At 41.5% G+C, this 22,043-nt stretch carries 20 protein-coding genes and 2 tRNA genes; 15 read left to right on the top strand and 7 right to left on the bottom strand.

Features of this window, described 5'->3' with window-relative positions:
- The first annotated feature begins 17 nt into the window (after positions 1-17).
- Entirely contained in the window at positions 18-2,015 is a 1,998-nt protein-coding gene (locus C7B62_RS00890; RefSeq protein WP_106232717.1) for an FAD-dependent oxidoreductase, read from the top strand.
- 101 nt (positions 2,016-2,116) lie between these two features.
- On the opposite strand, the gene C7B62_RS00885 is transcribed toward C7B62_RS00890, so the two are convergent.
- The gene (locus C7B62_RS00885; RefSeq protein WP_106232716.1) at positions 2,117-3,610 is read right to left on the bottom strand and encodes an amidase; all 1,494 of its coding nucleotides are present in this window, start codon (positions 3,608-3,610) and stop codon (positions 2,117-2,119) included.
- A 145-nt stretch (positions 3,611-3,755) separates the two neighbouring features.
- Here C7B62_RS00885 and C7B62_RS00880 point away from each other — a divergent pair, with 145 nt between their 5' ends.
- The 3 genes from C7B62_RS00880 (at position 3,756) to mtnA (ending at position 5,382) form a co-directional block, all read left to right on the top strand.
- Entirely contained in the window at positions 3,756-4,016 is a 261-nt protein-coding gene (locus C7B62_RS00880) for a type II toxin-antitoxin system HicA family toxin (RefSeq protein WP_106232715.1), read from the top strand.
- Positions 4,006-4,236, top strand: coding sequence for a type II toxin-antitoxin system HicB family antitoxin (locus C7B62_RS00875; protein WP_106232714.1), 231 nt, complete (start codon positions 4,006-4,008; stop codon positions 4,234-4,236). Before C7B62_RS00880 ends, C7B62_RS00875 begins: the two co-directional genes overlap by 11 nt.
- An 87-nt stretch (positions 4,237-4,323) precedes the next feature.
- The gene (gene mtnA, locus C7B62_RS00870; RefSeq protein WP_106232713.1) at positions 4,324-5,382 is read left to right on the top strand and encodes an S-methyl-5-thioribose-1-phosphate isomerase; all 1,059 of its coding nucleotides are present in this window, start codon (positions 4,324-4,326) and stop codon (positions 5,380-5,382) included.
- Positions 5,383-5,436: 54 nt separating this feature from the next.
- Here mtnA and C7B62_RS00865 read toward each other — a convergent pair whose 3' ends face one another.
- Both C7B62_RS00865 and C7B62_RS00860 read right to left on the bottom strand, forming a co-directional pair.
- Positions 5,437-5,898 carry a sterol desaturase family protein gene (locus C7B62_RS00865; RefSeq protein WP_106232712.1) on the bottom strand — a complete coding sequence of 154 codons (462 nt, stop codon included), beginning with the start codon at positions 5,896-5,898 and terminating at the stop codon, positions 5,437-5,439.
- A gap of 86 nt (positions 5,899-5,984) precedes the next feature.
- Entirely contained in the window at positions 5,985-7,715 is a 1,731-nt protein-coding gene (locus C7B62_RS00860; RefSeq protein WP_106232711.1) for an NFACT family protein, read from the bottom strand.
- A gap of 220 nt (positions 7,716-7,935) precedes the next feature.
- On the opposite strand from C7B62_RS00860, the gene remA reads away from it, so the two are divergent.
- A complete protein-coding gene (gene remA, locus C7B62_RS00855) occupies positions 7,936-8,187 on the top strand; it encodes an extracellular matrix/biofilm regulator RemA (protein ID WP_106232710.1) in 252 nt (83 codons plus the stop codon).
- Between the two features lie 19 nt (positions 8,188-8,206).
- Entirely contained in the window at positions 8,207-8,767 is a 561-nt protein-coding gene (gene gmk, locus C7B62_RS00850) for a guanylate kinase (RefSeq protein ID WP_106232709.1), read from the top strand.
- Here the strand turns inward: gmk and larC are convergent.
- Positions 8,744-10,000 (bottom strand): nickel pincer cofactor biosynthesis protein LarC, encoded by a 1,257-nt coding sequence (gene larC / locus C7B62_RS00845; RefSeq protein WP_106232708.1) that lies wholly within the window; start codon positions 9,998-10,000, stop codon positions 8,744-8,746. The genes gmk and larC overlap by 24 nt on opposite strands.
- A gap of 81 nt (positions 10,001-10,081) precedes the next feature.
- Here larC and C7B62_RS00840 point away from each other — a divergent pair, with 81 nt between their 5' ends.
- Positions 10,082-10,735 (top strand): L-threonylcarbamoyladenylate synthase, encoded by a 654-nt coding sequence (locus tag C7B62_RS00840; RefSeq protein ID WP_106232707.1) that lies wholly within the window; start codon positions 10,082-10,084, stop codon positions 10,733-10,735.
- A 26-nt stretch (positions 10,736-10,761) separates the two neighbouring features.
- On the opposite strand, the gene C7B62_RS00835 is transcribed toward C7B62_RS00840, so the two are convergent.
- Positions 10,762-11,496 carry a WecB/TagA/CpsF family glycosyltransferase gene (locus C7B62_RS00835; RefSeq protein ID WP_106232706.1) on the bottom strand — a complete coding sequence of 245 codons (735 nt, stop codon included), beginning with the start codon at positions 11,494-11,496 and terminating at the stop codon, positions 10,762-10,764.
- A gap of 291 nt (positions 11,497-11,787) precedes the next feature.
- Positions 11,788-12,114 (bottom strand): YbjQ family protein, encoded by a 327-nt coding sequence (locus C7B62_RS00830; protein WP_106232705.1) that lies wholly within the window; start codon positions 12,112-12,114, stop codon positions 11,788-11,790.
- 84 nt (positions 12,115-12,198) lie between these two features.
- Between C7B62_RS00830 and C7B62_RS00825 the strand changes: the two genes are divergently transcribed.
- From C7B62_RS00825 to C7B62_RS00810, 4 genes are all read left to right on the top strand, one after another.
- Complete coding sequence (locus C7B62_RS00825) at positions 12,199-13,137, top strand: hypothetical protein (RefSeq protein ID WP_106232704.1); 939 nt, start codon at positions 12,199-12,201, stop codon at positions 13,135-13,137.
- A gap of 212 nt (positions 13,138-13,349) precedes the next feature.
- Positions 13,350-15,806, top strand: a complete 2,457-nt coding sequence (locus C7B62_RS00820) for an HDIG domain-containing metalloprotein (RefSeq protein ID WP_199194019.1) — start codon at positions 13,350-13,352, stop codon at positions 15,804-15,806.
- 45 nt (positions 15,807-15,851) lie between these two features.
- Positions 15,852-17,222: a GTP-binding protein gene (locus tag C7B62_RS00815; protein ID WP_106232703.1), complete on the top strand. Its 1,371-nt coding sequence runs from the start codon at positions 15,852-15,854 to the stop codon at positions 17,220-17,222.
- A gap of 84 nt (positions 17,223-17,306) precedes the next feature.
- Positions 17,307-18,698, top strand: a complete 1,392-nt coding sequence (locus C7B62_RS00810) for a Rieske 2Fe-2S domain-containing protein (protein WP_106232702.1) — start codon at positions 17,307-17,309, stop codon at positions 18,696-18,698.
- Positions 18,699-18,737: 39 nt separating this feature from the next.
- Here C7B62_RS00810 and C7B62_RS00805 read toward each other — a convergent pair whose 3' ends face one another.
- On the bottom strand, positions 18,738-19,106 hold the full coding sequence (locus tag C7B62_RS00805; RefSeq protein WP_106232701.1) for a 2Fe-2S iron-sulfur cluster-binding protein: 369 nt from the start codon (positions 19,104-19,106) through the stop codon (positions 18,738-18,740).
- A 137-nt stretch (positions 19,107-19,243) separates the two neighbouring features.
- Here C7B62_RS00805 and C7B62_RS00800 point away from each other — a divergent pair.
- The 4 genes from C7B62_RS00800 (at position 19,244) to sodN (ending at position 21,952) form a co-directional block, all read left to right on the top strand.
- Positions 19,244-19,330: transfer RNA gene (locus C7B62_RS00800), tRNA-Ser, on the top strand.
- A gap of 268 nt (positions 19,331-19,598) precedes the next feature.
- A tRNA-Ser gene (locus tag C7B62_RS00795) sits at positions 19,599-19,685 on the top strand.
- A 149-nt stretch (positions 19,686-19,834) separates the two neighbouring features.
- Complete coding sequence (locus tag C7B62_RS00790; RefSeq protein ID WP_199194010.1) at positions 19,835-21,193, top strand: ABC transporter substrate-binding protein; 1,359 nt, start codon at positions 19,835-19,837, stop codon at positions 21,191-21,193.
- Positions 21,194-21,478: 285 nt separating this feature from the next.
- Positions 21,479-21,952 carry a superoxide dismutase, Ni gene (gene sodN, locus C7B62_RS00785; RefSeq protein ID WP_106232700.1) on the top strand — a complete coding sequence of 158 codons (474 nt, stop codon included), beginning with the start codon at positions 21,479-21,481 and terminating at the stop codon, positions 21,950-21,952.
- Positions 21,953-22,043 lie beyond the last annotated feature (91 nt).

Below are 22,043 nucleotides of genomic sequence, written 5' to 3'. Positions count from 1 at the left end.
TATCAGTGTCTTTTGGTATGTTGATTTGGGATACAGGGGTATTAGCTCAAACATCTCCTCCAAAATCTTCCACTCCTGCGACTATCGAGCGTACCGAAGAATGTGAGCTATTAGTAGTTGGTGGCGGATTATCAGGGGTAGCTGCCACTTATGAAGCTTTGCTCGCAGGTAAGACAGTCTGCATGACGGAAATTACTGACTGGGTGGGGGGTCAAATATCTGCTCAGGGAACTTCAGCCTTAGATGAAAGAACTACTCAACGTTCCCAGTTATTTTTTCCCAAGGGCTATTTAGAATTAAGGAAGCGTATTGAAGAATTTTACGGCAAACTAAATCCTGGAGACTGTTGGGTTAGTGAATCCTGTTTTCTACCCAAAGATGCCAATCAATTAATGTGGCAACAGCTAAAAGATGCTGAGGCTAAAGGCAATGGCAACCTTAAATGGTTTCCCTCTACGGTCATTAAAGATTTAAAGATTGAAACTATTACAGGAGAAGGAACAGGTCAGCAAATTACCAGCGCCATAGGAATTCAACATAGCTCAAACAATGAATATTTACCGTTAAATACCCTTCCTCTATCTAGCACGATTGAAGATGCCTATAGCTATGAAGACTCAGAGAAATTCAACAAAGAGATAATTCGCTTTGTGCCAGCCAGCACCTCAGATAAATCAGCAGACTGGTATGTAATTGAAGCCACAGAAACAGGTGAAATTGTCGGTTTAGCTGATATTCCCTATCGTTTAGGCATCGATCCTTTATCTTCTTATGAACCTTCTTCTTCTAGCATGACAGGAGATGAGTACTGCACCCAAGGGTTTACTTATACCTTTGCCATGGAGGCGACAGAAGAACCTCAAGCACATAAGATGCCCACCTTCTATAATGAGCATAAAAACTATTACAGTTATGAACTAGAAAGACTAGCAGACTTTGATTTAGTTTTCACCTATCGTCGGATTTGGAGTCCTAAAAAAGGAGATCTCAAAAAATTTAGCGGGATTGAATTTACTGTCCCGACTCCAGGCGATATCTCGATGCAAAACTGGACTTGGGGGAATGATTATCGTCCAGGAACAGCAAAAGATAATTTGATTTATACTCGCCAACAGCTTTTAGAATTGGGTCAGCTTGAACCAAATGGCTGGATGGGAGGATTGCGTACTACAACCCTCAGCCGAGGGGAAGATCATGCTCTAGGTTATTTCTACTGGTTAGTCGAGGGAACTACCGACTCTCAATTAGGAGATGGAGTAAAAAAACCTTATCCCAACAACCTTTTTCTTCAAGGCATAGACTCGCCGATGGGAACGGCTCATGGCTTATCAAAATATCCCTATATTAGAGAGGGGAGAAGGATTGTGGGTCGAGTTTATCCTGGCTATTCTAAAGGCTTTGAGATTAATGAAATAGATATTTCACGAGCAGACTATCGCAACGAATATTACGCTCAAAAACTTGATGCTAAAACCTATCGTCAGCTATGGACAAAACTAGATAGTGAAGACCCGATCGGCAATCGCCACAAAAACATTGATAAAATTCAACAACGTACTCGTTCGTCAATTTACCCTGACTCTGTGGGTATTGGTCATTATGCGATCGATTTTCATCCCTGTATGAATGAGAGTCCACCAGAGAAAGCGGGTAACACTGAGCGAGAGGGAGAGAGAAAAGGTGGCGGCCAGGCGTATCCGTTCCAAATTCCTCTTAGAGCCATGATTCCTCAAAAAATTGATAACCTAATTGTGTCAGGAAAGAGTATTGCTACTAGCCATATTGCTTCTGCTGCCTATCGGGTACATTCTTTTGAATGGTCTTCTGGTGCTGCTGCTGGCATTACCGCAGTCTTTAGTTTAGAGCAAAAGGTTATGCCTTATCAATTGGTAGATCAGCCATTAATTCAGGAAGATCAGTTTAAAATACTCAAAAAACGCTTAGACGAAAGTGGTAATCCTACTGCGTTTCCTGATACTTCTATCTTTAATCAGGATTGGTCAGATTGGCAGTAAATTTTTAGGCATGAAGAAGATTATTACTCGTTGTGGTACTATTTTTTGGGGCGATCGCTATCTACCCTCTAAAATGCTTTTTTCTGCTAAAAAGCTCTTAATTACAAGCATGGATGTTGAAAGTCGCCAGCTATTTCATTAATCTTTTTAGCGATGCCTTCGGCTAGCTTCGCAATCGCCAGTAACTTCACATCCTGCCATCTTTTACCAACAATTTGCACTCCAATGGGTAATCCTGACTTACTTTTGCCAATGGGAATTACTACTACAGGGCTACCCGTAAAATTTAACGGCATGGTGTAACCACCACAAGCTAATAGATAAGGAAATTTTACCCCATCAACTTCTATCGACTGACCAAAACTACAATGAGGAAATGCAGGAGTCATCGAGACAGGACAAATCCAGGCATCCCACCTCTCCATAAAGCGATCCATTTGTGCCATAGTGCGATCGCGCTCAGTTAAAACAATATTGTATTTTGCCATACTTGGTGGAAATGCCAGATTTCCTTTTTTAGCCAGGGGAGTAGCCGATTTAAAAGCGGTTTGAGTACGAGCATAAAATTCTGTAACAATTCCTGTCCACATTCCTGGCAAAATACCCAGTTTAGCAGCAGACGCAAATAATTCATAAGCGACAAAAGCACTATAGTTAGCTAAAGCTTCTTCCCAGTCAAAATTAGTTGAGTTGCATTCTTCTAGATAACAACCAGTATCGGTTAAACGGTTAATTAAGCTTTGAATACAAGAGCGCGTATCTTGACTTGTGGGCAAAAAATCATAGCCGTATGTCCAGGCAATTTTTAGTTCGGACAATTTTTTATCTATCGGTGGATCTAAAGGTAAGGGAGGGATTTCTGGCTGTCTGATATCCGCCCCTGCAATTAGAGAAAAGCATAGCTGTAAATCTTCAATTGAACGAGCTAAAGGGCCAATTCTAAGTAGATGGCGAATATACTTAGGTTTTCCTGGTAATTCAGGAATATGCCCTGCGGTAGAAACTCGACGATCTGTAGGCATAAAGCCGTAAACACCACAGTAATGGGCGGGATGGCGAATCGAACCTGCAACATCACTACCAAGTTCTAAAGCCGAAAATCCAGCAGCGATCGCTGCTGCTGAACCTCCAGAACTACCTCCAGGAGTATAATCTAAGTTCCAAGGATTGTTAGTTTGTCCAAATAAAGGATTATTGGTTTGATAATCTCCTGCTAGTTTTGCAGGATTGGTTTTAGCGAAGATAATTGCTCCTGCTGCTTTTAATCTTGCTACTGTAGTAGCATCTTGCTGAGGTAGATAATTTTTTAAAGGTGGATAGCCAGCAGTAGTTAATAAACCTGCCGTTTCAATAGTGTCTTTAATGGTAACTGGGACACCGTGTAACGCTCCCCAATTTTCCCCTTGGGCTAAGGCTTCATCAGCTTCTTTGGCTTTTTTTAAAGCTTTTTCTCGATCTAAAGTCGCGATCGCATTTATCTTACCGTTATGCTTGGCAATTTGTTCTAAATAAGCATCTAAAACTTCTACTGCGGAAACTTCTTTGTCTCGAATCATCTGCGCCAGTTGACTTGCCGTTGCAAACACTATATTCATCGTTAATAACCTAATAGAATAGACAATGAGTAGTCATTTAGTCATTTTGCAACTTTATAATTGGTGTTTGGGTAAGGCGGCTTTTCCTAAAGGATAAGCTTCGCAAATGGGTAAGAATCTTCTTTCCCAAAACGCGCCGTAAGGAATGGGCAAATACGAGAAGCTACTGCAAAAGATTCTTACAGGAACATCCGATCACAACATCAAATTTTCCGAACTTCGCCAGCTACTCAAAAAAATGGGTTTTAAGGAACGAATCAGAGGCGATCGCTATTTTTTCACAAAAGATAATGTAGAAGAAATCATTAATATCCAGCCCCAAAATAGCAAAGCTAAGAGTTATCAAGTTAAGCAAATTAGAAATCTAATTGTGAAATATTCTTTAGGAGATAGTGATGTCGATTAAGTATGAATTGATTATCTATTGGAGCGAAACTGACGCAGCTTTTATTGTAGAAGTTCCAGAGTTACCTGGATGTATGGCACAAAGGGCTTGCACGCATGTTGGTCAAACTTACGTTGAAGCAGTAACTAATGCTGAAATTATTATTCAGGAATGGATTGAAACCGCTCAAGAATTGGGACGTTCTATTCCTACTCCCAAAGGACGATCGCTATATGCTTAATCCAAAGTCGCTTTTAGATAAATTTATTAATTTGCTCAAAGCAATAGAATATATAAATGCAAATTAGACTGTGGGCAAAACGTCTCTATGAACTCCAATTCCAACCAAATTTATCCTGTTGTTTGGCAGAATAATCAAGTACTGTTAATCGATCAAACTCGTTTACCAGCAGAATATAGCCATGTAGCGATTAGTCGTAGTTCTGACATGGCACAGGCAATTAAAACAATGATTGTACGTGGTGCGCCAGCTATTGGGGTGGCAGCAGCCTACGGTATGTATCTGGGAGCAACGGAGATTGAAACAGAGGATCTTCAAGAATTTCTCGCACATCTTCAACAGGTTGGCGATTTATTAAAGCAAACTCGCCCGACAGCAGTAAATTTATTCTGGGCGATCGCGCGGATGCTCAAAACTGCTCATGAAGAAATTGGCACAGTTGCCGAAATTAAACGTACCCTATTGCAAACTGCGCAACAGATCCAGATCGAAGACCTGGCAACCTGTCAAGCAATTGGCGATCGCGGTTTAACTATCTTGCCTTGTAGCCCTAGCAAATTGCGCATTTTGACCCACTGTAATGCAGGTTCGTTAGCTACCGCAGGATATGGCACTGCTTTAGGGGTAATTCGTTCTGCGTGGCGGGAAGAGCGTTTAGAGAGGGTATATGCCGATGAGACTCGTCCTCGTCTTCAGGGGGCAAAATTAACCGCTTGGGAATGCGTTCAAGAAGGAATTCCCGTCACCGTAATCACCGACAGCATGGCGGCTCACTGCATGCAGCAAAATATGATCGATCTGGTAGTGGTGGGAGCAGATCGTATTGCTGCCAATGGAGATGCTGCGAATAAAATTGGTACTTATGCTCTGGCGATCGCCGCTAAAGCTCATAATGTTCCTTTCTATGTTGCTGCACCCTTCTCCACTATTGATTTTGATTTAGCTAACGGTAGCCAGATACCAATTGAAGAAAGAGATGCGAGGGAAATAGCTCAAATTGGAGATACTGACATTTGTGTTGCGGGAGTAGAATTTTATAACCCAGCTTTTGATGTGACTCCTGCTAATTTAATCAACGCCATCATTACCGAAAAAGGAGTAATTAAACCCAGTGCTTTGATTGATTACCTTAACGTAGTAGCTTAAAGGTTGCGCCTTGCATTTTCGAGATCTTTGCAGATCGACTAGCTAGTAAACCGGTTATTTATTCATCCCAGGCTGTTCTTTACTCAGCCACTCAACAGGCTTGTAAGTTCCAAAAACTATATCCCACCAGTCGATCGCTAGCCCAAAATTACTATCCCACTGGTTGTTTTGGTGGTGAACGTAGTGAATCGGCATTTTCATCCAGAAACATTTGTGGGGGTTGTGGTGCTGAATTTGGTGGGCATAGGAAGCAAAAGCAGCAAATGCTATAGTCCCAGATATCATAATAATTCCGCAGGATAGAGATATTAAAAAAGCTGGCAATACTAATAATGACACTAAACTAAAATCGAGAAAATCACCGACGAATCCTTTAGTACTATTGCTGCGATGATGTCCATAATGCCCTGTGATTTTATTGCCAAACATTGGACTGACGTGCATCAAGCGGTGAACCCAGTATTCTAGAAAACTGCCAAAAATAAAAGCAAAAATAAAGCCTATAAACGATTCCATGAAAATTTAATCTGTGATAAAAATAAACATATCGAGCTTACTGCAAAAATATTACTTAATGGGTAACGTCAGTCAGAAATCAAAAGTCAGAAGTGAAGTTTAGCTATCTGCGGTCTGCCCCAAATAACTGTTTCTTGTTTATAGATAACCATCCCTGGCTTTGCTCCCTTGGGTTTATAAATGTATTTTGGTTGGGTATAGATTACAGGAACTCGATCGCTTTCACGAGCTTGACTATAGTATGCTGCTATGTCTGCCGTAAACTGAAGATCTTGTTCACTAGCAACCGCACCAGGATCGAGACGTAGCAATACGTGACTTCCAGGAATTTCTTGGGTATGAAACCAGAGATCGTATTCCACCGCCGTGCGGAAAGTTAAAATATCATTCTGACGATTGTTCCGACCAATCCAGATTTCACAGCCTGAAGGTGCAGTCAAGCGATAGGGCTGAGAGTCTTGGTCAATTTGGCGTTCCTCTTGACGTTCGGCAATGATGTATTTTTGTTGAATTAGTTCTTCTTTAATTTCGGCTAAAGCCTGTAAATCTTCAGAACTGTCTGTATTTTCGCCCTTGAGTTGATTTAAAGCTGTTTGCACCTGGGATAAATAGTCGATCTCGCCATCGACATCTGCTAATAAGGGAACGACTGCATCTTTAGCCCGCTTGAGTTTTTGGCTCTGTTTGTAGAGGTATTGAGCATTTTGAGCTGGATTTTTTTCGGGATTGAGCTTAATTTTAATTGGCTTGCCTGTCTCAAAGTCATTCAGGGTAATCGACTTCATACCTGGTTGTATTTGGTGGAGATGCGCCATCAATAAATTTCCCTGCTGACGATAGCTGTCGGCATCTGCCGACTGTGCTAACCGTTGGCGAAAAGTATTAGCTTTGACATTAAGTTTTTTGAGTAAGTTAATTAGCTTTTGATTAAGCTGATGATGTAGCTGTGTAAACTGCTGACGGTTTACTGACTGAGTGTAGTAACAATTTAGCAGAGCTTGGACTCCCTCGACCGATTCAACTTTATTCCAGCCTAAAACCGTATACCCATCGGTTAACCACCCTGGAGAAAACTGCTGATGTTCCAGGGCAAGTAGCCATTTTTGCCAATAGTGAAATAATGCTTGCCAATGTTCTAAGGTGAGAGTGTCAGTTTGCTGCTGGGGAGATAAGCCTGCTGCGATCGCAATTTCTGCTGCTACTCTAGGACTCAAACCACGATAGGACTGGAGTAATTGACGTTTTACCTGTCCAGGCACTAGACTAACTCTTTCTTGCCAACGGACAAAAGATTCTTCTAATTTGGGAGTCGTGCCAATGAGGGCTGGAGGAAGTTCATAGGGCTGTCCTGTTTGAATTGGGCGTACACTAGACTGAGTGGGGCTAATTTGTTTAGCGGGGGTAACAATCTGCTGTGAGCCATCGGTCAAGATCACGTTACTATACTTGCCCATAATCTCAACGTATAAATGCCACAGGGGTTTTTCTCCTGGGCGTTGGGCGAACTGAAGATCGATTACTCGTTCCCAAGGAGCGATCGCTGCAACTCCCGTGAGGGCTAAACCCTTAAGCTGATGCCGTAGCTGATCGCTGAAGGTAAATGTATCTTTTAGACGGGGTGGGGGATCGCCAAGGTTAATCCGAGCAGCTTCAGGATGCCAACAAATAGTGAGCCAGGGTTTGGCTTTGAGGGTTCGCAGCGCGAGAGAAATAGTAAAGCGATCCCGCTGATAAACCTGTTCTATCCGCGAGGGAATCCAGTCTCGATTTAGTTCGGCGCAGCTTGCCATTAAAGTAGTGTAGTCAACTGGTTGCATAATTGTAAAAAAAAACAAAATATCCTAGATTAAGCAGTAAATTATTGTGATTTTGGCTACAAGTTAGTTTAATTCTAAGCAAAAGCGAAAATTTCCTTAAATAGCTTCGTTTATGTAGCTTTTTCCTTGTAAATCAAGCGATAAAAATATAGTATTAAAACAATATTTTCTAAAATTTAAATAGCGAGAAGCATTCTTAAAAAGTTGCAAATGAATAACTATGGATATTCAGTTAATTAATATTGGTTTTGGTAATATCGTTTCTGCTAATCGTATTATTGCCATTGTTAGTCCCGAATCTGCGCCGATCAAAAGAATTATTACTGAAGCTAGAGAAAAGAGTTTATTGATCGATGCCACTTATGGTCGTCGTACCCGTGCCGTGATTATTACTGATTCTTCTCATGTAGTACTCTCAGCGATTCAGCCCGAAACTGTAGCTCACCGCTTTGTCGTCAGCAAAGAACCATAACCTAACCAGATTATCACTAATGTCAGTCGAACAGCCAGGTCAACTCATCGTTATTACTGGGCCGAGTGGAGTGGGTAAAGGCACGTTGGTTAGTCTGCTTTTGCAACGTCATCCCCAATTGAGTCTATCAGTATCTGCTACCACCAGAAAACCTCGTCCAGGGGAAATAGATGGTGTTGCCTACTACTTTTTGAGCCAGCAAGACTTTGAAACCGCCATTCTTAACCATGAACTGCTAGAGTGGGCAGAATATGCGGGGAACTATTACGGTACGCCCAAAGCGCAGGTAATCGAGCAGATTGACCAGGGCAATTATGTTGTATTGGAGATTGAGCTAGCTGGAGCAAGAGCGATCGCCAATATTTTTCCCCAAGCAAGACGCATTTTCATTTTACCTCCTTCAATAGAAGAGTTGGAAGCCAGAATCAGAGCTAGAGGAACAAATTCTGAAGAGTCGATCGCCAGTAGGTTAGCCATCGCCCGTCAGGAAATTGCCGCCAGTGAAGAATTTGACTTTACCATTGTCAATGATGAGGTGGAAGTTGCGATCGCCAAACTAGAAAACGCTATTTTCTCCTAAATGGTTAAGATTATCTTGATAAACGGCGATCGCTTGCTGGGAGACTGCTCGCCAGGAAATATTATGTTGACGAGCCAAGGCTGCGCAGTCTTCATATTCAGGTTGCACATTAATTATTTGTTGGTTCTCCCCAAATCCCCAACTGGCAACTTTAATATTTACAGTGCCGTACTTTGTCTGGATCGGCTTGATTTCGCGGTTGAGAATACTTCTTTGCTGAGTACTTTCACGAATACCCAAAGTAGTTGTCTCGCGGAAAATAATGGTCTTGCAAACATAGGCTGTTTCAGGATGGCAAATTACCGTTAACAAAATGCCTGAACGAGATTTTTTCATGCCGATGCTTTGAGTGAAAACATCTAATGCCCCTGCTGTCAATAGCTGTTCGAGGGTATAGGCCACCACTTGAGGACTGAGATCGTCAATCTGAGTTTCTAACACAGTAATAGTTTCTTGCTGTAGCTCAACCTTTGGTTGATTTTCTGCTGCTTCGCCAATCCACAAGCGCAGAATGTTGGGAATTGCCAAATCTTTTGAACCCGCACCCAAGCCAATTTTAGTTAACTTCATCGCGGGAGGTTCGCCAAAGTGTTGCGCTAAAGTCACCGCGATCGCCGCTCCTGTGGGTGTAACTAACTCTTTTTGAATACCATTGCTATAAATTGGCACTTCTCTTGTCTCCCAAAGTTTGACCACCGCAGGGACAGGAACAGATAGTTGACCATGAGCAGCCTTAATCGTTCCGCCTCCAGTAGGCAGAGGAGAACAGTAAAGCCGATCAAGATTTAGCCAGTCTAAACCAATACAAGTACCAACAATATCAATAATGGCATCAGTTGCCCCGACTTCGTGAAAGTGAACCTGTTCGGGGGGAATACCGTGGACCGCACTTTCGGCGATCGCCAACTGCTGAAAGATACGCAAGCTCCAGCGTTTTACTCGCTCTGGCAAAGATGCAGCCTGAATTAAACTTTCAATCTCTGGTAAATGCCTAGGGTGGTGATGCTCACTATCATGATGGTGATGTTCCTGGCGCAAATTGACATAAACTTTAGTTGCCGATTGCCCATTGCGGGTCACAACCTCTGTGGTTAACTGATATTCTGCTTCTATACCTAAACTCTTGAGACTATCCAGCAAATATTGCCAGGGCAAACCGCAATCCACCAATGCTCCCAAGCACATATCCCCAGCAATTCCTGTCGGACATTCCCAGTAACCAATTTTGACCATAAAACCGTTTTGTTCAATCTTGAAATGATCTTAGCTGTTGATTGTTCTCTAAGTAAAAATTATTACTAATTGATTAGCACTATGGCAATTTTATACGAACTAAATCAAAATAATCCTCAACAACGAACTATCGAGCAAATAGTTGCTGCCTTACAAAAAGGCGCGGTCATGCTCTATCCTACCGATACAGTTTACGCGATCGGCTGCGACCTCAACGTCAAATCTGCTGTCGAAAAAGTACGCAGAATCAAACAGATGTCTAACGATAAACCCCTCACGTTTTTATGTTCCTCCCTCTCCAATATTTCCGAGTATGCCAGAGTAAGCGATCGCGCCTATCGGATTATGAAACATTTGATTCCTGGTCCCTATACTTTTTTACTTCCTGCTACTAAACAAGTCCCCAAGCTGGTTATGAGTCCGAAAAGAAAAACCACGGGCATTAGAGTACCTGAAAACACCCTCTGCCAGGAATTGCTCAAGACTTTGGGTAATCCAATAGTTTCCACTTCGGCACATTTACCTGACGAAGATGGGGAATATCCCACCATCAATGTTGCCCAAGCCTATCTCTTTGATGCGCTAGAAAATCAGGTAGATATAATCATCGATAATCAAGTAGATCCAGGTTTCAACGTTTCAACTATTTTAGATTTTACTATCGATGAACCAGAGGTTGTACGCCAAGGTTTAGGTTGGCAAGAAGTAGAAAACTGGTTAAATATCGTGCCTTAAATCTATCTTGATTACCCAACCTTAAATTATGCCCAAAGCGATCGCCAAAAAAACTTGGGTAAAGACAGCATTCTCCGCCAACGCCAAGGCTCTTGATAAAGACGGTAAGACCACTCTAAATTATTATTTCTTAACCACTCTGGCGCACGTTCTTTAGTCCCTGCCCAGATATCTAAGCTACCGCCAACGCCAATCCAAACTGCATGAGGACAGAGATGACGATTTTCTTGAATCCACAGTTCTTGTCGCGGTACACCAATGCCCACCAGGATAACTGCGGGTTGTTTAGTCTTTAGGGTTTGTTTCCATTCTTCTTCGGCTGCTCCCGCCACATATCCATTCTGGGTCAAAATAGACAGGCGGGGAAATTTCTCTTGCCAAGCTTTGGCTGCCTGTTCTGCCGTCCCAGGGCTACCGCCAAAAAAACACAAATTAGACGTATTGGATGTTCCCAAATACTCAATTAAAGATGCAGCCAGCTCGATTCCAGGGCAACGCTGATGTTTACGACCTCGCCAGCGCATATAAATAACTACCCCAGCCCCGTCGGGAATAACTAATTCGGCTGATGTGATAGTTTGTTTTAAGGCTTCATTTTCCAGCGCCATCATGCTCATCTCAGCATTTAAGGTAACCACATGGGTTCCAATTTTATGCTCAATTCTTGCGATTAGCCAGCTTAGGTAATCATCGAGTAGATGAACCTGAAGACCAAGAACAGGGAAGGTACTAGGAGTAGGCAAGTTACTATCTATAAACATAATTTTTACTTGGCCAATTAAAATCAGTTTAGATTTTAGCCTTGATTGTTGCTGATTAGATCCTGATCAACCAGTAGACGTGGGCGTAAGCGATAATTTGACTGCTGATTCCTGTTAAGCAGCAGTACTAGGTATGGCAAATACAGCCGTTTCCAATTGAATAGACTACGCTCTTAATTAATTAACTCGCAGCTCTAAGCTATAAGCCATAAGCTTTAAGCCTTTTCTAATCATTCTAATAACTGTGGTCTACTAACGTGAAAAACGCTGTAACATTTACTTAAGCAAAGCTTAACCTAGTTTGACGGCCGTTCCTGTTGCTGTAATTAATAACAGCACCCCTTTGTTGTCTATATTAATCGTCCCTGTATCAATTTCAATCCCAACTACGGCATCGGCATTTAATCTTTGGGCGCGTTCTTTTAGTTCAGCGATCGCTTTTTGTTGTCCTTGTTCAAAGACCTTTTCATAGCTGCCAGTACGCCCCCCAATCACATCACGAATTCCCGCAAAAAGATCCCGCAGCGCATTAGTGCCATATACCACCTCTGCCGTCACCACTCCTAAATAGGCTTCAATCGATTGATTTTGAATTGTATCAGTTGTCGTAACTAACATTTATATTTATATCCTTCAGACAATCGTGACCAAACTTACTTGTACATTATATTATTGATAACTATTACTCCAGGGCTAAATAAAATGCACCACAATACTTATGACCGATTTGGAGGGAGTTGGTGGGGAGGCATCATTGGGCAAACCATAGTGAATCAAGCTGATGCCTTGACTCAACCTTGGGTATTAAAGCGCAGACAAATAGCCGAAATGCTGCTATCAGAAAAATTAAACAGAACTAATTTGGCTTTATTTTTAGCAGCTCAATCTGCTGATAGCAGACTAAATGAAGTCAATAATTGGCAAGATCACAGTAATTTACTATCTTGGTTGCCTTCAATTATTTTGCAGACAGATGAGCCGAATTTATATTTAAGACTTATGCAACCTGATTTTAAATCAGCCCATACAAATAGCAATATTGTCTCTAGTCAAAACATATTGATTTGGAGTTATTTGCTCGCTACTGTCTTGAATCATCAGACTCGCTTAGGGGAGCAAGCACTGAGCATTGAGGAGATGTTCAATCATAATCTGATACTCAAAAGCCCTTTAATAGAGAAGTTGAGTATCGTGCTGCAAGGAATTAAAAGTGGCAGTAGCTTACAGCAAATAACAGAGCAATTGTCATCAAAAGATCAGCTTCAGGCAACGGCGATCGCTTTAGCATGGTATTGTTTTGTCACTACTCCCAACGACTTTAAACTATCTATTCAAAGGGCAGCTCGCGTTGATTCAAAATTATCGTGGCTGACAATTACCCTCACTAGTACATTGTCGGGAGCATATAATGGAATGACCGCAATCTTAGGCAACAGGAGGACAGATATCGAGCAAAATCACAGCTGGCAGTTAGAAAATCATTTGTTGCTGAAATTATTAAGGTTTTGGTTAGGAGTTTATGCTGTAGAGCAAAATTATGAAGCTTATAATCTAGAATTAGATGCGATCGCGTTACCACAATTTATTCAACCTCGTCAAAGCTTAAAAATTATTTCGCAATTATTATCAAATAAAAATTAAATTAATCGATAAAATCACCATTAACTAAAACTAATAAACGTGGACTTAACCGAAGTAAGCATTTATTTAACTTGAAACCCTGACCATATCTTACTGGCTATCTACAAAGCGGTGACGCAACCTAAGCAACTTATCCTTTAGGACTTGTTACTTAAGCAAAGCGGTACTAGAGACCATAGCGATTTTAGAGATTATAAACATCCTCACCTATGATGAAAAGCTGGCATTCACTAATTCAAAAAATTGAGGGATGGCGATACAAATATCAACACCACAAATTTACTTGGTGGGGAGGGAATTTTTTCGATCAAACTTTAAGCAAGTCTCACAGTTGTCATTATGGACAATCAGGCAGAAAAAAACATCATACCAGATTAAGAAATTTTATTGTCATGTTAGTCTTAAGCATTACTGCCTTAACTAGCGTAGTCGGTTATCGATTTTATAATCAGCCTCAACTAACCGTAGGTAAAATTTCTCCTCTAACAATTAGAGCTCCCTACTCAGCGCAATTTGAAGATACTCAAACCACTTTAGAAAAAAGGAAGCAAGTACAAACTGGAGTTGTACCGATTCTCAAGCACAACGAAGAACTAACCCGAGAAAGTACTAGCAAATTAGAGTCATATCTCAAGCAAATTGATGAGCTGAGGAACATAACTGCACCTTTTCCCTTTGCTGCGCCACAAGATCTGTCCTTGATTAGCCAGAAATATATTCGCTTTTGTCCCGAATCTGAATTTAAGTCGGTTTTAGCCTCCCTCAAGCCAAACTCTTCAGCCCAAAACTTAACTTTAGCAAAACGACCAGACTTTAATCTCGGCTTACAAAAAGTAGCTGCTGAACTAGAAACATACAAAAAAAATAATTCAGAAATTCAATTTAATACTTTAATAGCTCAAATTACTTTAACTCGCTATCACTACTCTCAGGCTTGGAAAAACATCGCCCAGAAAAACATTACACATTTAGATGAAAAAGAATTAATTATCCTGCTCGATCTGACAAAAACAGAATGGAAAGCTACTAAAAATACTATCTTGCAGACTGCGGAGCATATTTTAATTCAAGGTATCCCCTTGGGGCTGCCTTCAAATTTACTGGAGCAGGCTGTTACCGCGCAACTAAATCCTGATATTCCCGATCTCACCGAACCGATCGCCTACAATCTATTGTTGGCAACTTTGCAGCCAAATTTAGAAGACGATAAAAACGCTACACGCAATATTGCCGAAAAAGCAGCCATGGCAATTAATTCAGTGGTCGTCGAAGTCGAGCAGGGGGAAGTGATTGTTGAGCAAGGAGAAAAAATCACTCAAGCAAATTTTGTCCTACTCGACGGTTTTCAATTAAGTCAACGTGGAGTTAACTGGAGAGGACTTGAACTATCAGCAATGATAGTGGGGGGAATTGTCAGCTTATTTTTAGCGATTCAACGCAGAATCTATTCTTCAATTCGCCATCGCGATTATCTACTGCTCTGTTTATTAGCTATTAGCGCACCTTTATTAAGTATCTTTGCATTTCCCTACACCAGTTTGCCCGCGATTGGGCTATTAGTGAGCAGTTTTTATATTCCTGGTTTAGCAGTGTGTCAGGTTATCCTGGTGGCAGTACTAGTAATGTTTAGTAGTCAAAGCGTTAGTTCGATCTATCTTTTGTCAGGCTTAGTCGGCGGTTTAATTGCTGCGATTTTCACTGGCAGATTACGCTCCCGCGAAGCGATCTCAAAATTGGGTATTGCTGTTGGTCTATCCCAAATAGCCGTTTACCTATTTGCCAACCTAATTATAAGTTCTAGCGCTACTACTATTTGGTCAGCAATCTTACCCGACGCTACTGTCTGTGGTTTATTTGGCTTGGCGTGGATTGTGGTGGCAATTGGCATCTCTCCTTATCTCGAACGCTGTTTCGATCTCATTACGCCGATTCGCCTAGCAGAATTATCTAATCCCAACCTGCCATTATTAAAAAGATTGGCAACCGAAGCACCTGGAACTTTTCAGCACACTATGTTTGTCTCTTCGTTAGCAGAAGCTGCTGCTAGAGAATTAAACTGCAATGTGGAATTGGTCAGAGCGGGGACTTTATATCATGACATTGGTAAAATGCACGACCCTTTGGGATTTATTGAAAATCAAATGGGCGACCCCAATAAACACGATACAATTGACGATCCTTGGATCAGTGCTGAGATTATTAAAAAGCATGTTAGTGAAGGACTAGCGATCGCGCGAAAATACGGTTTGCCTAAAGCCATTCGTGATTTTATTCCTCAACATCAAGGTACTTTACTGATTGTTTATTTTTACTATCAGGCAAAGCAAAAGGCTCAAGAGTCGGGGACTATAGTGGCCGAGGCCGATTTTCGCTATGCTGGTCCAGTTCCCCAGTCCAGAGAGGCAGGGATCTTGATGCTGGCAGATGGTTGTGAGGCAGCATTGCGATCGCTTTCGGATGCTACTCCTAAACAGGCTCTAGCTACACTCCAAAAAATCTTTAAGTCTCGTTGGCAAGATCGTCAGCTAGTTGATAGTGGACTAAACTATGATGAGCTACCAGTCATTGCTGAAGTTTTTATTCGTGTTTGGCAACAGTTTAACCACAAGCGGATTGTTTATCCTCAAGCTGCGCTGGATTTAGCCGCCAAAAATAATCAATTAAATTAACTTAAATTATTATAGTCAGTAGATTAGGAGAATCAATAAGTTACTGTGGGTCAGCAAACATCGTTACAGTCAGCTCAATTAAATCAGGCTCATGCTAGCCTACAGCAGGCTATTTCTTGGTATTCTAGTTTTCGTCGTCATGGCAATTCTCCCCCTAGCGATCGCCTTCAAGCAACAGTCAAAACTGATTTGCAGTCTCTGCAAAATGCTTTGGCAAGATTAGACCGTAAAGCAATTCGCATCAGCACCTTTGGTTTGGTTAGCTGTGGTAAATCATCCCTCATTAATGCTCTATTGGGAGAGGAAGTGGTAGCCACTGGAGCTGTCCATGGTGTGACTCAATCTCTGACTATTTTGCGCTGGAATCCGTCAGTAGAATCAGGACTAGATGTTGAATTGATTGATACTCCTGGTTTGGATGAGGTTACGGGAGAATCAAGGGCAGTGATGGCGCGGTCAATTGCCCAAAAATCCGACCTGATTTTATTTGTGGTGGCAGGAGATATCACGCGGACTGAGTATCAGGCTCTATGCGAGTTGAGAGATACCCAGAAGCCATTAATTTTGGTTTTTAATAAAAGCGATCTTTATCCCGATCAAGATCGCCAAAAGATTTATCGACAGTTACAAAAGTTTAATGTGGCTCATAGTGGCAGTAGCCTGGAAGATATTATTGCCCCTCACGAAATTGTCACCGTTGCAGCCAAACCTCAACCGATTCAGGTGAGAATTGAATCGGCAGACGGCACTGTTGAAAATAGCTGGGAATATCCCGAACCTGAGATTGAATCTCTCAAAAATGCTTTAGTGCAAATTCTCCAGCAGGAAGGAAAATCGTTGCTGGCGCTGAATGCTTTAGTCCAAGCAAGGGATGCTCAAGTTAATATTGCCCGCAAAACCATTGAACTACGGCAGTCAGAAGCTCAAGAAATTATTGCCAAATATGCCCGCTATAAAGCGATCGCCGTTGCTGTCAACCCAATTATCTTTGCTGATTTACTTGGGGGTTTAATTGCCGATCTTGCTTTAATTAGATCATTATCTAAACTCTATGGTTTACCCATCACTACCTTTGAGGCAGGAAACTTACTGAGGCGAATTTTAGCTAGTACAGGTGGCTTATTACTAGGAGAAGTTGGTAGCAGCTTCTTTTTAAGCGTTGGTAAAAGTGGTGCAATTTTAAGCAGTGGTTTTGATAGTACTGGAGCTATTACTGCCTATTTGGGTACTGCTAGCGTCCAGGGTGCGATCGCTGGGTACGGAACATTTGTTATTGGTCGAGTAGCGCAGGTATATCTCGAACAGGGCTGCACTTGGGGAGAAATGGGAGCTTCTACCTTAATTAAGCAAATTTTATCTCAAGTAGAACCCAAGACAATTATTTATCGCTTAAAACAAGAATTGATGCAGCTTTAAGCGGTTACTGCACATTAAAAAACTATATAAAAAGACTTGTGTAACAATAATTTACAAAGCTAGATAGTTGTCCAGATACAGGATATGACCATCACCACCAACAATTCCAACACAGCAATCTTACCTGGGGGTAGTGACCCCACTGTTTTTGATCCATTAGAAGCCTGGTATCCTATCTACTTTGTAGATGACTTAGACAAAACTAAATTAGCCAGATTTACCCTACTAGATATAAATTTAGTAATTTGGTGGGATAAGTCTGGCGATACTTGGCAGGTATTTATAGATCAATGTCCCCATCGTTTGGCATCCTTGAGCGAAGGAAGAGTAAACGAAGCTGGTTGGTTAGAATGTCCATATCATGGCTGGGCATTCTCAGGTAATGGCGAGTGTCAAGTGATTCCGCAACAGCAACCAGGAGGTTCGGCTCATGAATCTATAAGAGCCTGTGTTAAATCTTATCCTACAGCGATCGCCCAAGGACTATTATTTGTTTACCCTGGTATTCAGGAAAACGCAGCTACAACTCCTGTACCAATTATTAAACCGATGGCAGAAGATCCTGATGCTTGGGTTTGCTTAAATATCTTTCGCGATCTTCCCTATGATGCTCTTACTCTCTTAGAAAACGTCATTGATGCTAGCCATATCCCCTATACTCATCATAAAACCGTCGGTAATCGCTCTAATGTTGCTCCTGTCGAGTTAGAAATCACAGAGTCAGGCAAACAGGGATTTAAAGGTATTTGGATAGAAGGACCTCGTAAAGGTAAACTAGGGACGCAATATACAACCTTTACCGCTCCCTGTCTAATCTGGCACGATCTGACCTCGCAGCAATTTGGTCGCACTTTAACCGTGGTTTATGCTACACCGATCAGCAAAGGAAAATGTCGTTTGTTTGCTCGCTTTCCTTTTAAGTTTTCTGCCCCTCTGCCTCGCTTTTTGATTAAACTTACCCCAACCTGGTATTCGCACCTCAATCAAAATAGCGTACTGGAAGATGATCAGATTTTTTTGCATCATCAAGAGCGTTATCTGGCAGCCTTGGGAGGTAGCAATAACTATAGTAAAGCCTTTTACTTGCCGACCAAAGCAGATCTATATGTCTCAGAATTACGGCAGTGGGTTAATCTGTATCACGCCGATCCTTTTTCTCACCAAGATCTGCCCTCCGCATTATCTCAAGAGCAACTGCTAGATCGCTATCATTCCCACACCAAAAACTGTCGTAGCTGTAGTCAGGCTTTGGGAATAATTAAACAAATCAAACAAATTGCGATCGCTATCCCCATCTTAACCTGGGTAATTATGCCTTTGCTATCCTTATTTATCAGCTTACCTAGTAATTTGATCGCAGTAAGCTTGTCTGGCACATTGCTTGTGTTTAGCTTAATTTGGTGGCAGCTCAACCAGATCGAACCAAAATTTTATTTGGGCAAAGAGATTCCACCCCGCAACCTATCAAAAAATTAAAACTGGATGTTTTTCCAGGGTTAAAAAGACTAGAGCAAATTAATCTTCGTCTAAAGGTAGACCGAATCTAACTCTCCCCCTGGCAAAATATCGCCCAAACTGCATTTGATATACTTCGTCTTCAGCTTGAGTTTCCACCTCTAAATCAGAACGAGGATAACTAACGCAAAGTAAAGCATAACCCCGCTCTTTGAGCTTGGGAGATAAACCCATGGCTTCTGGTTGAGCTAGCTCTCCAGAGATAATCTTGACAGCACAGCTAGTACAAGCACCATTGCGGCAGAGAAAAGGTAGATTAGCGTCTTGCTGTTCAGCAGTTTGTAAAATATATTGATCTTCGGGAACTTCGACAATATATTGTTTTCCGATAGTGCGATCAAAAATTTTAACGATGTGAGTTTTAGTCATTTAAGTAAAAAATATTTAATGATTGAATAATTTATAAGTTTTTTTAAATGCTTAACTCGTAGTCTACAGCAAAAAAGAAGTGCAAAAATTTTGACAGTAACAACTATGCATGTATAATTATAATTCGTGAGTCATCTGGAGAGGTGGCCGAGTGGTCGAAGGCGCAGCATTGGAAATGCTGTAACGGGGTGACTTGTTCGAGGGTTCGAATCCCTCCCTCTCCGTTTAAAATAAACGCTTTCGACTATTAATTCATGTCCTCTTGAAGTACAAGGCACAGTTGGAGGCATGACCAGACCTTAACTGCATTACTTTGTTCTAGCTTGTATTTTCAACACAGGTTTATAGAACCGAATAGCTTGCTTGCCAGACAGCTTATCTGAATATATCAAACTAAGACAATAATTTTTAATAATCGTTACCCATTTTGCACCAAACCTCAGTAAAATGACTCTGTTGCCCTACTGGGGCATCACGCGCGTGCAATCTATTGGAGAGGTGGCAGAGCGGTTGAATGCGGTAGTCTCGAAAACTATTTTAGGGTCAAACCTAACGGGGGTTCGAATCCCCCCCTCTCCGTACTAAATAAAAACTTGCCAAGCTTATATATAATCTGGTTTATCTAGCCTTTTGCTTAGTTAGAGCAAAATATTTGCTGAACATATTTGATTTTTCGAGTACAATTCCAAGCTATTAAGCTTTGACTGCAACTTGGAGAAGATTTAAATATGAAAAAGTTTAGCTGGAATTTTGGGAAAAGCGATCGCGCGAACTCAACCTCGAACTCAATATTGATGTTAGCTTTAATGTCCTTGAGTGCTGGAGTATTGCTTACTTCTTGTCAAGAAGGAGATCCTAATACTACTAACGGAACAGAGGGCACTCCAGGTGAAAAAACTACTCAAGAAGGAAACGGTCTAAAATTAGGAAGTCTAGCTCCTGCTACGGGAGATCTTTCTTCTATTGGGCAAAACTGGCCCGCAGCAGTACAACTATCAGTAGATACAGTCAACGAATGCGGTGGCGTAAATGAGGCCCAAGTTAGTTTGATTTCAGAAGACGATCAAACAGATCCTAGTGCAGGTAGTAGCGCTATGACCAAACTTGCCGAAGTAGACAAGGTGGCAGGAGTAGTTGGGTCTTTTGCCAGTAGCGTCTCAGGAGCAGCAGTTGATGTAGCGGTACGAAATAAGGTGATGATGGTGTCCCCTGGTAGCACTAGTCCAGTATTTACTGAACGGGCAAAAAAAGGCGAATTTAGCGGTTATTGGGCGCGTACTGCACCACCTGATACCTATCAATCTCAAGCACTAGCAGCATTGGCGACAAAACAGAAATTTAAAAATATTGCCACTGTGGCGATTAATAATGATTATGGTGTGGGGTTTGAAGAACAGTTTGTTAAAGCATTTAAAGATCAAGGAGGCAACATTGTTGGTAAACCTGTACGCTATGACCCCAAAGCAGCAACTCTCGATAGCGAAGCAAAAGGAGTTTTTAGTGGCAAACCAGATGCGGTAGCAGCGATTTTATATGCCGAAACCGGTAGTGTCTTGCTCAAATCTGCCTTTGAACAAGGATTAAGCGATGGAGTTACTGTTTTATTAACCGATGGGGTTTACTCCGATGATTTTATTAAACAGGTCGGTAAAACCGCTGATGGCAAATCAATTATTGCAGGAGCATTAGGGACTGTACCAGGGGCAAATGGTCCTGCGCTCAAAGAGTTTACTGCTCTTTGGAATGAAAAAGTAGGCAAAGAATTAACTGCTTATGTTCCTCATAACTGGGATGCGGCAGCGTTATTGATGTTGGCAGCCGAAGCCAGCGACGCTAATACAGGGGAGGGCATTAAAAGTAAAATTCTAGAAGTTGCTAATGCTCCTGGGACGGAAGTTACTAATGTTTGTCAAGCAATGGAGTTGGTGCGTAAAGGCGAAGATATTAATTTTCAGGGTGCAAGTGGTAATGTTGATATTGATGCCAACGGAGATGTCGTCGGTAGCTACGACGTTTGGAAAGTTGGGGATGACGGCACTTTAAGCGTAATTGACAAGGTTGATCCTGTTGCAGGTACTAGCAATTAAATTAATAATTCAATAGCTTTCTCTCTTTTCCGAGGCAGCTATTGAATTGCTCTAGCTAATCTATTGATTTGCATCTTTAAATTAGCAACATTGAAAAAGTTTAAGATTAAGCATCTTGCAAACACCCCCTAAATCGAACTAAGCTAAAGGTCAATAAGGCAGAAATAATCCCCAGGGTTTATGTTTATGGACTTACAGAAGCTGCCCAATAGTTTAAAGTCATTGCCGTTCTGATTAAATTCGTTCGCAGAAGCACATTTTACAAACTAAACACCACAAATTATGATGTTGACACAAGTTATTTGCCAAATTAAAAATTTCCTTCCAGCACCCGAAGTTCACGCACATTGCGATGGCCCTTGCGGTGTCTATGACCCATCTTCAGCACGCATTACAGCTGAAGCTGTTGTTTCCATGACCAAAAAAATTAAGGATCTCGAAGTTCCTTCTCAGGATGACAAAGAAGCGATGATCGCTTATCACAACACCTTGAGTCGCTATATTGCCATAAAAGAAGAACAAGCTCAAAAAACTAAAGAAGATTTATTAATTCTTTGGACAGACTACTTTAAGCCAGTACATCTGGAGAAATATCCTGACCTTCATGATACCTTCTGGAAAGCTGCTAAACTTTGTTCTGCTTGTAAAGTAGAAGTGAGTAGTCAACATGCTAATGAACTGATGGATGCAGTTCACAAAATTCATAACATTTTTTGGGAAACTAAAGGGCGCGATGTTAGCTTCGTCAAAGCTAGCTAATTGAAAAATTAAAGTTGTAAAACGTTTTAAAAAGTGAGTTTGATCAAGCAAACTCACTTTTTTGACTGTTAATCCTTAGATAAAATGCTTA

The organism is Pleurocapsa sp. CCALA 161, from assembly GCF_003003995.1.
Taxonomy (GTDB): Bacteria; Cyanobacteriota; Cyanobacteriia; order Cyanobacteriales; family Xenococcaceae; genus Waterburya.
The sequence above is the reverse complement of the archived record's forward strand: the minus strand, read 5'-3'. Positions and strand labels throughout refer to the sequence as shown.